This window comes from Nonomuraea rosea (assembly GCF_039539705.1).
GTDB lineage: Bacteria > Actinomycetota > Actinomycetes > Streptosporangiales > Streptosporangiaceae > Nonomuraea > Nonomuraea rosea.
In genome coordinates this window covers 81163-95959 of record NZ_BAABDQ010000038.1, presented here as the reverse complement: position 1 = coordinate 95959, position 14797 = coordinate 81163, and the positions used below count along the sequence as shown (strand labels likewise).

Here is a 14797-nt window from a genome sequence, read left to right as displayed (position 1 = left end):
GGTATGGCCAACCCCTTCACCCTGGGCGTCGCCTCCGGCGAGCCGCTGCCCGACGGCGTGGTGCTCTGGACGCGATTAGCCGTCGATCCCCTGCACACCGATCCCCGGCGTCCAGGGGGCATGTCCCCGCGGTCCGTGGACGTGCGCTGGCAGCTCGCCGAGGACGACCGCTTCACCAAGGGCCTGCGCCATGGGCAGATCCAGGCGCTGCCGCTCTGGGCGCACAGCGTCCACGTCCGGGTGGACGGGCTCAGGCCGGGCGCCGACTACTACTACCGGTTCAGGGCGGGCACCCAGCAGAGCCCCGTCGGGCGCACCAGGACCGCCGACGACCCGGCCTCGACGCGGACCGTGCGCTTCGCGGTCGCCAACTGCCAGCGTTACGAGCACGGGTTCTACACCGCCTTCCGGCATCTCGCCGACGAACGGCCGGACGTGGTCTTCCACGTCGGCGACTACATCTACGAGCTGCGGCAGTCGGCCCGCGTGGTGCGCCCGGTCGGGCCGCTGCCCGGCGAGGCGAGCAAGCTGCACGAATACCGCCTGCGTTACGCGCGCTACAAGACCGACCTCGACCTCCAGGCCGCGCACGCCGCCGCGCCCTGGGTGCCCACCTGGGACGATCACGAGGTGCTCGACGACTACCGGGGCAAGGGCGACGGCTCCGAGGCGTTCAAGAAGCGCAGGGCGGCCGCCTACCAGGCCTACTACGAGCACCAGCCGCTGCGGGTGCGCCCGCAGGACGGCAACCTGCAGATGTTCCGCCGGCGGACCTACGGGCTGACCGCCGACTTCATGGTGCTCGACGCGCGCCAGCACCGGAGCGCCACCACCATGCTCGGCGCGGCCCAGGAGCAGTGGCTGATCTCCCGTCTGCACACCAGCCCGGTCCGGTGGCGGGTGCTGATCCAGCCGCTGTTCTTCGCCCGCCGATTCGTCCCAGGGCCGCAGCCGAACCTGCGGCTCGACTCCTGGGACGGCCACCCGGACCAGCGCGGGCGGATCCTGGCGACGCGGGCCCCCGGGCTGGTGGTGTTCAGCGGGGACGTGCACAACGCCTGGGCGGGCGAGCTGAAGGCCGACTTCCTGGATCCGGCCTCGGCCACGGTGGGCGCCGAGTTCGTGGCCAGCGCGATCAGCAGCATGCCGCCGGAGACCGACGGCGCCGCCGTGCTGGCGGCCAACCCGCATCTGAAGTTCTTCGACGGGCACCGGGGTTACCTGTCGTGCTCGGCCGGACCCGCAGAGTTGCGGGTGGCCTACCGTGCGGTGGACTTCGTGGACAAGAAAGGGGCTCCAGTGCGTACAGTGGCGGAGTTCGTCACTGACGGGAGTGGGCTGACGTTAGAAAATGCCTCTAGCAAATAGGAAACTTTCCTATTAGATTTCGGGTCATGCCCCTGAGCGGTGACCTGCTTCGCCTCGCCGACGCCGTCCTTTTCCCCGGTTTCACCGGACACGCGCCTCCTGACTGGCTCCGCCGCCGGCTCGGCGAGGGGCTGGCCGGCGTCGTGCTGTTCTCGCGCAACATCGCCGACCCCGCCCAAGTGGCCCGGCTGACCGCCGCGCTGCGTGCGGAGAACCCCTCGGTGCTCGTCGGCACCGACGAGGAGTCCGGCGAGGTCACGAGGCTGGAGGTGGCCACCGGCAGCAGCCGCCCAGGAGGGTACGCGCTGGGGGTCGTGGACGACGTCGGGCTGACCGAGGACCTGGCCAGGCACCTCGGCGGGGACCTGGCGGCGGCGGGCATCACGATCGACTTCGCGCCCTCGGCCGACGTGAACTCCAACCCGGACAACCCGGTCATCGGCCTGCGGGCCTTCGGCGCGGACCCGGTGCTCGTCTCGCGGCACACCAGGGCGTTCGTCCGCGGCCTGCAGTCGGCGGGCGTGGCCGCCTGCGCCAAGCACTTCCCCGGGCACGGTGACACCTCGGTCGACTCCCACCACGGCGTGCCCGTCGTGGCCGAGGACGGGATCGCGGACGCGCTGCTCCCTTTCCGGGAGGCGATCAAGGAGGGGGTCAAGGCGGTCATGACCGGCCACCTCCTCGTGCCCTCGTACGACGCCGAGCTGCCCGCCACGCTCAGCCCCAAGGTGCTCACCGGGCTGCTGCGCGAGGAGCTCGGCTTCCAAGGGATGATCATCACTGACGGCATCGAAATGGCCGCGGTGTCGGGGGCGTACGGGATCGGGGGCGCCTCCGCCCGCGCCATCGCGGCGGGAGCCGACGCGATCTGCGTCGGCGGCGAGAGCGCCGACGAGGCGACCGCCGCCGGGATCCGCGACGCGATCGCCGCGGCGGTGACCGAAGGACTGCTGCCCGAGGAGCGGCTGGCCGACGCCGCTCGCAGGGTCCGCGAGCTGGCCGGCTGGGCCACCTCCTCGGGCAGCCCCGTACCGGAGAACGGCTGCATCGGCCTCACCGCGGCCCGGCGGGCGGTGCGGATCACCCGCAGGTCCACCGCGCCCGTGCTGCCGCTGACCGCCGCCGCGCACGTGGTGGAGCTGGCCCCGGAGATGAACCTGGCCATCGACAAGGGCACCCCGTGGGGCGTCGGCGAGCCGCTCGGCCGGCTGCTGCCGGGCACCGCGGTCACCCGGCTGGCGGCGGGGGAGGCGACAGGGGCGGCCCTGGAGCGCCTGATCGCCGCGTCCACCGGGCGGCCCCTGGTCGTCGTGGTCCGCGACGTGCACCGCTACGCCTGGCAGGGCGAGGCGCTGCGGCATCTGCTGAGCGCACGTCCCGACGCGGTGGTGGTGGAGATGGGGCTGCCCGCCAGGTCCGATCTGGGCGCCGTGCACATCGCCACGTACGGCTCCGCCAGGGTCTGCGGGCAGGCGGCGGCGGAGGCGCTCACCGGTAGCCTTTGACACCATGGAATTCGACGGCGAGGACCTCTCACACAAGGCGCTGACCGACCGCCTCCCGCAGGGGGAGACGCACGTCTTCCGCGACTGCGATCTCACGGAGACGGACTTCTGGGGGGCCTCGCTGGCCGGGGCGCGGTTCGAGTCGTGCGTGCTGGAGGAGACCGACTTCCGCAAGGCCGACCTGGACGGGGCGACCTTCTCCGGGGGTGGCGGGATGCGGATCAGGTTCAGTGACGCCGACCTCATCGACGTGTCCTTCGCCAACGTGGACCTGTCGTCGGCCCAGTTCGGCGGCGCGCTGCTCACGGACGTGTCGTTCACGGGCTGCCGGATGATCGGCGCCGCGCTCACGGCCTCGCGCGGCACCGGCTTCACGGTCGCCAGCTCCAACCTGACCATGGCGAACCTGGGCGGCTGCTCGCTGCGCGGTGAGCGCATCGAGAGCGTGCGCTTCGACGACGCCGACCTGTCGGGGTGCGACTTCACGGAGGCGACGTTCAGCGACTGCCGGCTGATCGGGGCGCGGCTGCTGCTGACGAAGTTCGCCAAAGCGGATCTGCGCGGGGCGGATCTGGGTCAGCCGGACGACGACAGGCTGCGCGCGTTCGCGGGCGCGATCATCAACCAGACCCAGGCCAACGCCATCCTCGCCGCCCGCGGCATCACCGTGCTCTAAGCCGTCCTCACAGGCCCTTGAGGTCGGCCAGCGTGGTCTCGGCCTCCGCCATGATCCGGTCGATCAGCTCCTGACACGACGGCAGCTCGTCGATGACCCCCACCACCTGCCCGGAGGCCATCACCCCCAGGTCGGCCTGGCCGTCCACCATGGCGGCCCGCAGCAGCACGGGCGTGTTGGCCGCCTGGAGCACCTGCGCCCAGGTCAGCTCGCGCCCGCGCTTCATCCGCCGACCCTCGCGGAGCATCTCGGCCCACGAGAGCCCGGACAGCCGCTTGAACCTGGCCCCGTTCACCACCGCCCTGACCAGCCGCGAGCGTTCGAGCGAGGTCACGAACGGGGTGTTGAGCACCCGGTGCGGCACCCCGTCCACCCTCGTCGTCACCACGGTCTCCCGCGCCGCCAGATAGACCTGCTTGACCTGCTCGGGCACGGTGGAGTCGCTCGTGAGCAGGAATCTGGTCCCCATGGCGATCCCGCAGGCCCCGTAGGCCAGCGCGGCCACCAGCCCGCGCCCGTCGAAGAACCCGCCTGCCGCGATCACCGGGATGCCGACCGCGTCCACCACCTGCGGCAGCAGCAGCGTGGTGGCCACGGGCCCGGTGTGCCCGCCGCCCTCGCCGCCCTGCACGATCACGGCGTCCACGCCCCAGTCCGCCACCTTCTCGGCGTGCCGGCGCGCACCCACCGACGGGATCGTCACCACGCCGGCGTCCTTGAGCCGGGCGATCAGCTCCCTCCTGGGCGCCATCGCGAACGACGCCACCCGCACGCCCTCCCTGATCAGCACCTCCACCCGTTCGGCCGCGTCGTCGGCGTCGGAGCGGAGGTTCACCCCGAAGGGCGCGTCCGTCCGCTCCTTGACCCGCCGGACGGCCTCGGTCATCTCGGCCACGGACATGGTGGCCGCCCCGATCACGCCCAGGCCGCCCGCCTTCGAGGTGGCCGCCGCCAGCCGCGCGCCGGCGACGTACCCCATCCCGGTCTGCACGATCGGATACCGGCATCCGACCAGGTCGGTCAGCGCGGTCCTCAAGCCGCCACCTCGCGGTCGCGCGTCCTGCCGGGGTCGAGGCGGTCGAGGACGTCCATCTCCTCGCCGGTCGGCTGCCGCGTCTCACCGACGTTTGCGGGAACGTCCAGGTCGAAGCCGGTCGCGGCCACCACGTCGGCCACCCGTACGCCGGGATGCACCGACACCAGCCGCATCGACCCGCCGGGCGAGCCGCCGGGCGAGCCGAAGTCCAGGACGGCCAGGTTCGTCACCACGCGCCGCAGGTCGTGGGCGCCCCTGTCGGTGCCGAGCCCGCTCACCACGTCCACGGCGCGCACGAACACGCGGGGGGAGTGGCGGGGGATCCAGTAGCTCGTCGGGTCGCAGCGCGTGTTCCCCGGCGCGCCGCGCATGCCGAGCAGCTGCGCCTTGGGCCTGGCCCAGTCGCCGATGCAGGAGATGTTCGTGTTGCCGTGCCGGTCGATCTGGGAGGCTCCGAGCATGACGTGCCTGCGGCCGTTCAGCACCAGCCACAGATGCTCGCGGAACGGCAGCCAGCCCTCCACCACCTCCGGCGCCCGGCCCAGCGGGGGCACGTCGCCGGTGAGCAGGCAGACGCCGTCGTGGGTGAGCAGCTCCGGCTCGAACGTCAGCCGCGCCAGCCGCGCCGCCAGCACCGTGACGGGCCCGCCGATCCCGGCCGCCAGGATCTCCCCGTCGCCCCTGAACGCCTCCGCGCACGCCACCACGCACACGTCAGCCCTGCTGGTCATGGAAGTCCTCCCATGGCGTCTCGGCATAGCGCCGCTGCTCCGCCTCGTCCCGCCCGTAGTCGGGCTCGCACGAGGTGAACCCCGCACCGCCGGGGGCCTCCACCACGCCCGCCACCATCGACCGGCTGATCAGCAACGACTGCACCGGCCCCTCCTTCAGCAGGTCGGCCGGGTCCACCACGCGCTCGCACGAGACGTAACACCGCCCGGCCGCCTTGGCGTAGAGGTCGTCGAAGTACGGATCGGGGCCGAGGTACTGGGCGTTCCCGCGCGCGTCGGCCCGGTTCAGGTGCACGAGGGCCACGTCCATCCGCAGCGCGGGCACCGCGATCAGCTCCTCCCCGTCCTCGTACGGCGAGCGCACCGTCCGCAGCCCCGGGTTGATCCGCAGCACGTCCGACCCCATCCCCGCCCGCGTCGGCAGGAACGGCAGCCGGTGCGCCGCCGCCAGCAGCCCGAACATGAACATGCCCTCGTCGTACTCCACGAACTCGATCGCCCCCGCCTGCCTGGCCCGCCGGAAATGGGGCTCCAGGGGGATGGTGTCGAGCGTGACGAACGGGGCCACGACCCTGCGCACCTTCCCCGCCGCGCACAGCATGCCGACGTCCGGGCCGCCGTACGAGATGATCGTGAGGTCGTCCACGGGGGTCCGCAGGATGGCGCGTACCAGGGCCATCGGCTTGCGGCGCGAGCCCCAGCCGCCGATCCCGACCGTCATCCCGCTCTCCAGCGAGCCGGCGACCTGCTCGGCCGCCATGACCTTCGTCATGGGCCCTCCACGAAGCGGTCGCGGTGCCTGTCGCCCGCGCCCATCAGGTTCAGCTCGAAGGTGAAGCCCTGCTCGAAGCGGTAGCTGCGGTTGACGTCCACCGGGTCGATGCCGTTGAGCGACTCCTTGGCGCGGCGGATCACGTACGGGTCCTTGGCCGCGATCTGCTCCGCCACCTCCAGCGCGGCGTCGCGCAGCTTGTCGCGCGGCACGACCGTCAGCACGGACCCGAACGCGTGCAGCTCGGCCGCCGTGACGTTCCTGCACGTGTAGACCATGGCCCGCATGAGGTGCTGGGGCACCAGCCGGGCCAGGTGCGTGGCCGCGCCAAGCGCGCCCCTGTCCACCTCGGGCAGCCCGAAGTAGGCGTCGTCGGCGGCGACCACGATGTCGGCGTTCCCGGCCAGGCCGACGCCGCCGCCCAGGCAGTGCCCGTGGACCGCCGCGATCACCGGCACCGCGCACTCGTAGACCGCCGCGAACGCCGCGTAGCAGGCCCGGTTCGCGCCGACCAGCGCGGCGTGCCCCTCGGTGGCCTGCATCTCCTTGATGTCGACTCCGGCGTTGAACCCACGGCCCTCCGCGCGCAACACGACGACCCTGGTCGCCGGCTCGTTCCCGGCCCCGCGCACGGCCTCGGCCAGCTCCTCCCAGGCCCGCACCGTCAGCGCGTTCACCGGCGGCACGTCCACGACGACTTCGGCGACCGGCCCGTCCCGTAGCGTGATCCCCATCCCGCTCCCTGGTTGCACCTAACGCTTGCTTGGTACGGTAGCACCCGTGACGGTGACTTACGACTACACGGGCAAGTCCGTCCTGGTGACCGGCGGCACCAAGGGCATCGGCGCGGGCATAGCCAGGGCCTTCCGCGACGCGGGCGCCGACGTGACCGTGTGCGCCAGGACACCCGCCGCGGGCGACGGCGGCGGGATCCGGTTCGTGCGGGCAGACGTGCGCGTCCCCGGCGACGTCGAGCGGCTCGTCGCGGGGTTCGAGCGGCTCGACGTGGTCGTCAACAACGCGGGCGGCACGCCGTACGCGCCGCTGGCCGGCACCTCGCCGCGCCTGCACGCCCGCGTCATCGAGCTCAACCTGACGGCCCCGCTGCTGGTCTCCCAGTGCGCCTACCCCCTGCTCGCCGCGGCCGAGGGGGCGATCGTGATGATCGGCAGCGCCAGCGGCGCCCGCCCCTCGCCCGGCACCGCCGCGTACGGCGCCGCCAAGGCCGGGCTGCACCACCTGGCCCGCTGCCTGGCGGCCGAATGGGCCCCGCTGGTACGCGTCAACGCGGTGGTCGTCGGCCTGGCCGACACCGGGGAGAGCGCCGCCGGCCACTACGGCGGGCACGGCGACGAGCGGATCGGGGCCGCCGTTCCCGCCGGGCGGATGGCGACGCCGGCCGACGTGGCCCAGGCGTGCCTCTGGCTGGCCGCCCCCGGCTACGTCACCGGCGCGCAGGTGCGGGTGGACGGCGGCGGCGAGATCCCCGCCTGGAGCTACCTGGCCGCCCAAAGCCTGGCTTCCGACGACATTTCCTGATATCTCTGCATGATCCTTTTTAGGGGAGGTCCGTGTGGGAATCTGTGCCGGCCGAGTGGTGATCGTGACGGGTGCCGGTCGCGGCATCGGCAGAGAGCACGCCCTGGAGTTCGCCAGACAGGGCGCCCGCGTCGTGGCCAACGACCTCGGCACCGGCCCCGGCGGCGACGGCACGTCGGGCGGTCCCGCCCTGGCGGTCGTCGCGGAGATCGAGGAGCTCGGCGGCCAGGCGGTGGCCAGCAGCGACGACGTCGCGGACTGGGACGGCGCGGCCCGGCTGGTCAAGACCGCGATCAGCGCGTACGGTCGGCTGGACGTGCTGGTGAACAACGCCGGCTTCCTGCGCGACAGGATGCTGGTCTCGATGACCGAGCAGGAGTGGGACGACGTCGTACGCGTCCACCTCAAGGGCCACTTCCTCCCGCTGCGGCACGCGGCGGCGTACTGGCGGGAGAGGTCCAAGGCGGGCGACCAGGTCGCGGGCCGGGTGATCAACACCTCGTCGGGCGCGGGCCTGATGGGCAGCGTCGGCCAGGGCAACTACGCGGCGGCCAAGGCCGGGATCGCCGCACTGACCCAGGTCGCCGCCGCCGAGCTGGCCAGGTACGGGGTGACGGTGAACGCCATCGCCCCGGCCGCCAGGACCCGGATGACGGAGGAGGTGTTCGCCACGACCATGGCCAGGCCGGAGACGGGCTTCGACCCCATGCACCCGGCGAACGTCGCCCCGCTCGTCGTCTGGCTCGGCTCGCCGGAGTCGGCCCATGTGACGGGACGCGTGTTCGAGGTGGAGGGCGGCGCGATCTCGCTGGCCACCGGCTGGGGCCACGGCCCGCGCGTGGACCGTGGCGCCCGCTGGGACCCGATGGACGTCGGCGCGGCGATCACCGGCCTCCTGGACTCCGCCCCGCCCCCTGAGCCGGTGTACGGGACCTGAGGCTCAGCGCACCAGCCCCGGCACCACGGATATCCCGTCCCGCAGCGCGAACTGCTCGCGGGCCCGCCCCGTCCGCACGTCCACGGCGTAGACCATCGACGGATGGGAGACGCGCGCCGACTCGGCCACCGCGAGCAGGGTGACCTCGTTCGGGTCCAGCCGGCCGGGCGAGCGTCGGCCCGTCGGGCGACAGGGCGCTGAATTCGTAGGTGAACTCACCTATGGTGATCGGGTCGTGCCCGAGCACCCGCACCCGGGTGCTGTCGTCGTACGGCTTGGCCGGCACGACGGGACCGGTGCCGTCGGCCACGCTGACCGGCCACCACGGCAACCCCGAGGCGTACGCGCGCAAGGCCCTGGTGAACCAGACCATCTCCTGGCGCCGGCGCAAAAGCGTCGAGCTGCCAGGGGCCGCGTAAACAACTCCGCTGAGGGGGCGAAAGGGTGGAATCAGCGTAGCGACGATCGGGCCGTGGGACGCAGCAGGAGGCGTTCCGGGGCGGCGGTGAGCCGGGATTCGAGCGTCGGCAGATCCACCTCCCGCGCCTCCTCCGGGGTGTCGAAGCGGGCGAACCACACGAACACGTTCTCCCCGGTCCGCACCGGCAGACGGGGGAAGTCGTTCGGCGAATGCTCGGTCTCCAGGCAGGCGACCGGTGGCACCCCGGCCTCGGCCAGCACCGGCGCGACCTCCCTGGCGAAGAACGCGGAGAAGCCGTCCTCGACGTGGTAGATCGTGGCGGCGTAGAGGGAGGCCGGCGGCTCGCCCGCGCCGACCGGCGGCCGGTCCCAGACGGGGAACTCGGACCCGACGGAGTGGAGCAGGAGCACGTCGTCGGAGTCGATCAGCGTGGCGTTGGCCGCGTCGCGGTTGGCCAGCCATACGGGCCCGGTGTAGAAGGCGTCCAGCGACTCCCGGCGGGTGCGCATGTCGGGGAAGGCCCGCAGCCAGGGGAACGTGTCGGGCGCGCCGTGGTCACGGAACGTGCCCGTGATCCGCATCCCGGTCGCCTCCTGCGCCTCGACGAACTCGCGCTCGAACAAGGTGATCAGCGTGTCCCGCTGTCCCGGGCGGAGGGTGTATCGCCGCAGCTCGTAGATCATGTCGCGGACGTTATGCCCAGACCACTGACACCCTCTGTCAGGGTAACGGCGGAATAATATTCTGATAACTCAGAGCTACACTTTAGCAACGCAGAGTTATATGCTCGCACTGACCTTGATCTTCTGGGGTCAAAGAAGGTCAAGCGGATGGTGGTGTGCCTTGGGCCCGTGGCGCCCCGCCGTTCATGAGACCTTCCCCGCCGGCGAAGGAGCAGAAAGTGATCAAAAGGGTGTGCGCAGTCGCGGCCGTGGTGACAGCGGTCGCCGTCGGCGCCCTGCCGGCCGTCCCCGCTCACGCTGACGATGACTGGCTCGGCCCCGGGAGCGGCGGCACCTGGTCCTGGAACCGGAGTGGCAACAGCGACTCGGCCCAGTCAGGGAACACCTTCGGCGACGTCTCGTCGGGCAACCACGGCGAAGGCGCGTCGACCAACGTCAACAACGTCAACGGGGTCGCCACGACTGCCACCAACGGCGGCATGACGGTGACCTACATCTTTTACTGACCGGCTGACGTCCCCCAGCACAGATCCCCATACGGAAGGACATCGCATGATCAAGAAGCTCTGCGTGACCGGTCTCGCCGCCGCCGCGGCGGCTGGTGTGACCCTGCTGTCGGCCCCCGCCTACGCGGACACCAACGCCGGCAACTCCAGCTCCAACAACGACTCCTCCCAGTCGGGCAACAACTTCGGCAACGTCTTCAACGCCAACGTGAACGGCCACGGTGCCACCGGCGTCAACAACGTCAACGGCAACTCCGTGACCGGCACCAACGGCAGCGACGTCGTGGTCGACGACGTTCACGACTAATCCCCCCTGCAGGTCGCGCCGCGGTCCGGGATAGCGCGGCGCGACCGGTGGTACGGGCGGGCCGGGTCGGGAAATGGCCCGGCTCGCACCGTATTAGCATCTTTGGGTGACTATCTGTTCCTATGCCACGTTCGACGATCCTGGCTCCGACGACGAGATCGAGCCGGTCCTGGCCGCCTGGCGGGAGGCCGGCATCGACGGTCGCGCCGAGCGCTGGGACGACCCCGCGGCCGACTGGAGCGCCTACGACGCCGTGATCGTCCGTTCGGTGTGGGACTACATCCTCCGGCGGGAGGAGTTCCTCGCCTGGGCGCGTGCGGTCGAGTCCGTGACGCGGCTGCTCAACCCGTACGCCGTGCTTGAGGTGAACACCGACAAGACCTACCTGCGGAACTTGGGGGTGCCGGTCGTGCCGACCCACTGGTCGTCGGAGGATTTGCCGGACTGGCCGGAATACGTCGTCAAGCCGACGGTCTCCGGTGGCGCCCGTGACACCACCAGGACCGCCGGCCGGGAGCAGGCCGGGGCGCTGGCCGCGGCTCTTGAGGCCGCGGGACGCACGCCGATGGTGCAGCCGTACCTCGACATGGTCGAGTCGGAGGGCGAGACCTCGCTGCTGTACTTCAACCGCCGTTTCAGCCACGCCGTCCGCCGCAACCCGATGCTCGCCCCAGGGCTCGCCCCTGGGGCCACCCTCGACGACGCACGGGCGCGACTCCGCCCACCTGCCCCGGACCAGGTCGAACTTGCCGAGAAGGCGCTCGCCGCCGTTCCCCATGCCCTTCTCTACGCCAGGGTCGACCTGGTCCGGCTCTCCGACGGCTCGCCCGCGGTCATGGAGCTGGAGCTGACGGAGCCGTCCCTCTTCCTGCACCACGAGCCGGGCGCGGCGGCGCGCTTCGCCGGGGCGCTGCGCGAGCTGCTCTGATCAGCAGGAGATCCCGCCGTCCACCGGGATGACCGTGCCCGTCAGGTACGCCCCCGCCCGCGAGGCCAGGTAGATCGCCGCGCCGGCCATGTCGTCCGGGCGGCCGATGCGGCCCAGGGGGACGTTCGAGGCGATGGCCTCCCGGGTGGAGGGATCGTCCAGCGCGAACGCCATCATCTTCGAGTCGAACGGGCCGGGCGCGATGGCGTTGACCGTGATGTGCTCCTTCGCCAGGTGCTTGGCCAGGTGCCTGGTGAGCATGTGGACGGCGGACTTCGTCGAGGAGTAGGCGTAGCTCGGGAGCGCCGGGACCTTGATCCCGTCGATCGAGCCCACGTTGATCACGCGTCCAGGGTCCTCCGCGCTCGCCGCCTGCCTGAGCCGGGGGAGGAACTGCTGGGTCAGGAAGAAGACGCCTTTGACGTTGATGTTCCAGAGCTTGTCGAAGGCGCTCTCCGGATATTCCTCCAGCGGCGCGCCCCAGGTGGCGCCCGCGTTGTTCACCAGCACGTGCAGCGGTCCGTCCACCGCCGACACCAGCGTCTCCAGCCCCTCGGGCGTGGACAGGTCGGCCGGCACCGCGACGCAACCCAGCTCGGCGGCCGTCTTCTCGACCTCGGCCGTCTTGCGGGCGGATATGTACACGGTCGCGCCCGCCTCGACGAATCCCGCGGCGATCATGCGCCCGATGCCGCGCGAACCACCCGTGACGACGACCGTCTTGCCTTCCACCGAGAACAGAGTCATGTTCCGGAAGCATGCCATACCGACCGGTCGGTTGCTAGAAGCCCTGATCTTTCGCCCAGAGCCGCAGCAGGCCGCGGAAGTGCTCGACGAACCGGTCCCGCTCGTGCTCCGGGTAGGTGGCGGTCACGGTGTCCACGAGCAGCCGGTCGAACTCCGGCCCGGACACCCACTCCAGCACGATCTCGTCGAGATGCCCCAGGTGGGTCCGGCAGAACTCCTCGTAGCGCTCGGTCTCGAAATAGGCGTCCGCCAGCCGCCGGTACTCGGCCAGGCGCTCCTCGTAGGTGCCCGTGACGGCGAAGAAGTCGCGCGTCTCCAGGTCGATCCGCGGCCTTCGCCGGGTGGCCACGCAGAACACGCTCCACTTCACCAGGGCCTTGATCGCCCAGGGGAAGTAGTAGTGCAGGCTGGTCAGCGCCACGTCGGGGCAGGCGTTGGCGTAGTCGATGGGATGCACGTCCGAGCCCTTGACCAAGGTCTCGCACGAGTTGAACTCCCATCGGAAGAACGCGTTCACCAGCTTCCCGATCGTGACCACCTCCTCGCCGGCCGACGGCGACAGGAACGCGTGGTCCACGGCGTAGCGGGCGTGCATCGGCTGCTCGGGCCTGAACCGCATCACCATCGTCTCCGCCCCGATCGACAGCGACCTGGCGAACACGTCGTACCCGTCGATGGCCTGCTGGAGATGCATGAGCATCTCGCCGCTCTCGTCGTAGGCCCGGTGCAGCGCGGCCCGGTCACGTACCATCGACACGCCCCGCCAGGCCCCGCCGTCGTACGGCTTCATGAACAGCGGGTACCCGATCCGCTCCGCCACCTCGTCCAGGTCGAAGGGCTGGTTGTAGCGGGCCGCCGTGTAGGCGTAGCGGGCGTTGTCCGGCGGGTTCTTGTACGGCACCAGCACCGTCTCGGGCACCTTCAGCCCGAGCCGGATCATCGCGCAGTAAGCGGTGTGCTTCTCCATCGACTGGAACGTGAACGGGCTGTTCAGCAGATAGACGTCGTCCATCATGGAGACCTTCTTGAGCCACTCGCGCGGGTGGTAGTACCAGTACGCCAGCCGGTCGATCACCAGCTCGTGGCGCGGCCCGGCACGCAGGTCGAACGGTTCGATCGTGAGCCGCTCCACCCCGAACTCGCCCACCCCTTCGATCGGCCCGAGCCGCCGCAACACGGTCTCGAACGCGGCCGGCCAGTCCTCCTCCGTCCCCAGTAACAGCCCGATCAGATGTCGCACGTCGCTCCTCCCGCCGGTCGCCGCCCGCGCGGGCGCCAGGAGGCTCAGATGCCGGGCAGGCGCCCGTTGCGGAACAGGTCGACGAACCTTTGATGGTCTTCACGAGCCTGTGCCCCATAGCGATGGGCAAATTCCACCAGCATCCCGATAAATCCGGATCTGTCGTCGCCGATCACCGCCACGATCGCCTCCTCCGTCGAGAAGTCGACGAGATCGTGGCTGGACTCGTCGTCGGCCACCGCGTGCATGCGCGCCACCGCCCGCCCCAGGTCCTGCACGATCGAGCGCAGCTCCGGCGGCTCGTTCACGTCGTCCCAGTTCAGGTCGGCCGAGTACGGCGAGACCTCGGCCACGAGCTGCCCCGTCCCGTTGAACGTGGTGTAGCCGAGCCAGGGATCGGCGTAGGCCTGCAGCGCCCGCTGCGACTCCGCCGTACGGTGCCCCTGGTGCAGGAAGTAGGAGGCCACCTTCTCATCGACGACGTGCCGCGCCACCGCGGGCACCGCCGCCTGCTTCATGTAGAGGACGACGTCGTTCTCCAGCGCCTGCGAGTGCCCTTCGAGCAGCAGGTTGTACGACGGCAGCCCCGCGGACCCGATCCCCACGCCCTTGCGCAGCGCCACGTCCTTGATCACGTGCTCGACCGCGCCGCCCCGCACCGGCAGCGTGGTCAGGTAGTCCTCGAACGCCGCCAGCACGGCCTGCCGGGTCGCCGCGTCCACGCCCTCCCTGCCGTCCATCATCGCGAACCGCCGGTCGTAGTCGTCGATCACGGTCTCGACGTCCAGCAGCGCCACCCGTGTGCTGAGCCGCGCGGTCTGCAGCACCCGGTGCAGGACGCCGCTGGTGGTGTCCAGCGTGAGCGAGCCGATCGCGTCGTCCCCGCCGGCCGCGATCGCGGCCAGCTCGACCAGGTACGCCCCGGCGAAGTCGGTCACCAGCACGCTGATGGAGTCGTCGGACAGCGCCTTGGCGTAACCGAGCAGGGCCACGCTCGCGGCGAACCGCTTGAGATCCCAGACGTACGGGCCCACGTACGCCTCGTCGAAGTCGTTGACGTTGAAGACGAGGACGCCGGAGGCGTTCATGTACGTGCCGAAGTTCTCCGCGTGCAGGTCGCCGTGGATCCAGACCCTGCTGGTCGGCTCGTCGAGATAGGAACCGTCGGCGTACGACTGCGTCATGTCCGCGTAGAACAGGCAGGCGCTGCCCCGGTAGAAGGCGAACGGGGAGGCCGCCATCTTCCGGAACTTACGCCGGAAGGCGGCGGGGTCTTGCTTGATCGACTGGCCGAACTCCGTCATGAGGACATCGAGCAGGAAAGAAGAGCGTGTGCCCATGCTTCCGACAGTAGATCGCGATGTCCTTGCCGCCCACCCCGATCTTTCCCTGACGGGCATG

General features: G+C 71.0%; 18 protein-coding genes. 9 read left to right on the top strand and 9 right to left on the bottom strand.

The features are described from left to right. The first annotated feature begins 3 nt into the window (after positions 1 to 3). Genes ABEA43_RS51835 through ABEA43_RS51825 form a run of 3 tightly spaced genes read left to right on the top strand, consistent with a single transcriptional unit; the run spans position 4 to position 3549 of the window. The gene (locus ABEA43_RS51835; RefSeq protein WP_345573783.1) at positions 4 to 1368 is read left to right on the top strand and encodes an alkaline phosphatase D family protein; all 1365 of its coding nucleotides are present in this window, start codon (positions 4 to 6) and stop codon (positions 1366 to 1368) included. Positions 1369 to 1394: 26 nt separating this feature from the next. After that, on the top strand, positions 1395 to 2873 hold the full coding sequence (locus tag ABEA43_RS51830; RefSeq protein ID WP_345573781.1) for a glycoside hydrolase family 3 protein: 1479 nt from the start codon (positions 1395 to 1397) through the stop codon (positions 2871 to 2873). A 4-nt stretch (positions 2874 to 2877) separates the two neighbouring features. Then, positions 2878 to 3549 carry a pentapeptide repeat-containing protein gene (locus ABEA43_RS51825; RefSeq protein WP_345573779.1) on the top strand — a complete coding sequence of 224 codons (672 nt, stop codon included), beginning with the start codon at positions 2878 to 2880 and terminating at the stop codon, positions 3547 to 3549. A 7-nt stretch (positions 3550 to 3556) separates the two neighbouring features. Here ABEA43_RS51825 and ABEA43_RS51820 read toward each other — a convergent pair whose 3' ends face one another. The 4 genes from ABEA43_RS51820 to ABEA43_RS51805 are packed head-to-tail and all read right to left on the bottom strand — an operon-like array spanning position 3557 to position 6822. After that, the gene (locus tag ABEA43_RS51820; protein WP_345573777.1) at positions 3557 to 4585 is read right to left on the bottom strand and encodes an NAD(P)H-dependent flavin oxidoreductase; all 1029 of its coding nucleotides are present in this window, start codon (positions 4583 to 4585) and stop codon (positions 3557 to 3559) included. Then, positions 4582 to 5316 carry a CoA-transferase subunit beta gene (locus ABEA43_RS51815; protein ID WP_345573775.1) on the bottom strand — a complete coding sequence of 245 codons (735 nt, stop codon included), beginning with the start codon at positions 5314 to 5316 and terminating at the stop codon, positions 4582 to 4584. Before ABEA43_RS51815 ends, ABEA43_RS51820 begins: the two co-directional genes overlap by 4 nt. Then, positions 5300 to 6088 (bottom strand): CoA transferase subunit A, encoded by a 789-nt coding sequence (locus tag ABEA43_RS51810; protein WP_345573773.1) that lies wholly within the window; start codon positions 6086 to 6088, stop codon positions 5300 to 5302. Before ABEA43_RS51810 ends, ABEA43_RS51815 begins: the two co-directional genes overlap by 17 nt. Continuing rightward, positions 6085 to 6822: an enoyl-CoA hydratase family protein gene (locus tag ABEA43_RS51805; RefSeq protein ID WP_345573771.1), complete on the bottom strand. Its 738-nt coding sequence runs from the start codon at positions 6820 to 6822 to the stop codon at positions 6085 to 6087. Before ABEA43_RS51805 ends, ABEA43_RS51810 begins: the two co-directional genes overlap by 4 nt. A gap of 46 nt (positions 6823 to 6868) precedes the next feature. Between ABEA43_RS51805 and ABEA43_RS51800 the strand changes: the two genes are divergently transcribed. Both ABEA43_RS51800 and ABEA43_RS51795 read left to right on the top strand, forming a co-directional pair. Continuing rightward, complete coding sequence (locus ABEA43_RS51800; protein ID WP_345573769.1) at positions 6869 to 7627, top strand: SDR family oxidoreductase; 759 nt, start codon at positions 6869 to 6871, stop codon at positions 7625 to 7627. A 34-nt stretch (positions 7628 to 7661) separates the two neighbouring features. Next, positions 7662 to 8564, top strand: coding sequence for an SDR family oxidoreductase (locus tag ABEA43_RS51795; protein WP_345573767.1), 903 nt, complete (start codon positions 7662 to 7664; stop codon positions 8562 to 8564). Positions 8565 to 8567: 3 nt separating this feature from the next. On the opposite strand, the gene ABEA43_RS51790 is transcribed toward ABEA43_RS51795, so the two are convergent. Further along, complete coding sequence (locus ABEA43_RS51790; protein ID WP_345573766.1) at positions 8568 to 8693, bottom strand: hypothetical protein; 126 nt, start codon at positions 8691 to 8693, stop codon at positions 8568 to 8570. A 92-nt stretch (positions 8694 to 8785) separates the two neighbouring features. Between ABEA43_RS51790 and ABEA43_RS51785 the strand changes: the two genes are divergently transcribed. Beyond that, positions 8786 to 8983 (top strand): hypothetical protein, encoded by a 198-nt coding sequence (locus ABEA43_RS51785; protein WP_345573764.1) that lies wholly within the window; start codon positions 8786 to 8788, stop codon positions 8981 to 8983. Between the two features lie 31 nt (positions 8984 to 9014). Here ABEA43_RS51785 and ABEA43_RS51780 read toward each other — a convergent pair whose 3' ends face one another. Next, positions 9015 to 9668, bottom strand: a complete 654-nt coding sequence (locus tag ABEA43_RS51780) for an NIPSNAP family protein (RefSeq protein ID WP_345573762.1) — start codon at positions 9666 to 9668, stop codon at positions 9015 to 9017. 218 nt (positions 9669 to 9886) lie between these two features. Between ABEA43_RS51780 and ABEA43_RS51775 the strand changes: the two genes are divergently transcribed. The 3 genes from ABEA43_RS51775 to ABEA43_RS51765 all read left to right on the top strand — a co-directional run bounded on the left by ABEA43_RS51775 (position 9887) and on the right by ABEA43_RS51765 (position 11409). Then, positions 9887 to 10174, top strand: a complete 288-nt coding sequence (locus tag ABEA43_RS51775) for a hypothetical protein (RefSeq protein ID WP_345573760.1) — start codon at positions 9887 to 9889, stop codon at positions 10172 to 10174. A 46-nt stretch (positions 10175 to 10220) separates the two neighbouring features. Next, a complete protein-coding gene (locus ABEA43_RS51770; RefSeq protein WP_345573758.1) occupies positions 10221 to 10481 on the top strand; it encodes a DUF320 domain-containing protein in 261 nt (86 codons plus the stop codon). A gap of 106 nt (positions 10482 to 10587) precedes the next feature. Further along, positions 10588 to 11409, top strand: a complete 822-nt coding sequence (locus tag ABEA43_RS51765; RefSeq protein ID WP_345573756.1) for an ATP-grasp domain-containing protein — start codon at positions 10588 to 10590, stop codon at positions 11407 to 11409. Here ABEA43_RS51765 and ABEA43_RS51760 read toward each other — a convergent pair whose 3' ends face one another. Genes ABEA43_RS51760 through ABEA43_RS51750 form a run of 3 tightly spaced genes read right to left on the bottom strand, consistent with a single transcriptional unit; the run spans position 11410 to position 14736 of the window. Then, a complete protein-coding gene (locus tag ABEA43_RS51760) occupies positions 11410 to 12156 on the bottom strand; it encodes an SDR family oxidoreductase (RefSeq protein ID WP_345573754.1) in 747 nt (248 codons plus the stop codon). Between the two features lie 34 nt (positions 12157 to 12190). Continuing rightward, positions 12191 to 13396, bottom strand: coding sequence for an ATP-grasp domain-containing protein (locus ABEA43_RS51755; protein ID WP_345573752.1), 1206 nt, complete (start codon positions 13394 to 13396; stop codon positions 12191 to 12193). 44 nt (positions 13397 to 13440) lie between these two features. After that, positions 13441 to 14736, bottom strand: a complete 1296-nt coding sequence (locus ABEA43_RS51750; protein ID WP_345573750.1) for a DUF2252 domain-containing protein — start codon at positions 14734 to 14736, stop codon at positions 13441 to 13443. Positions 14737 to 14797: the final 61 nt, after the last annotated feature.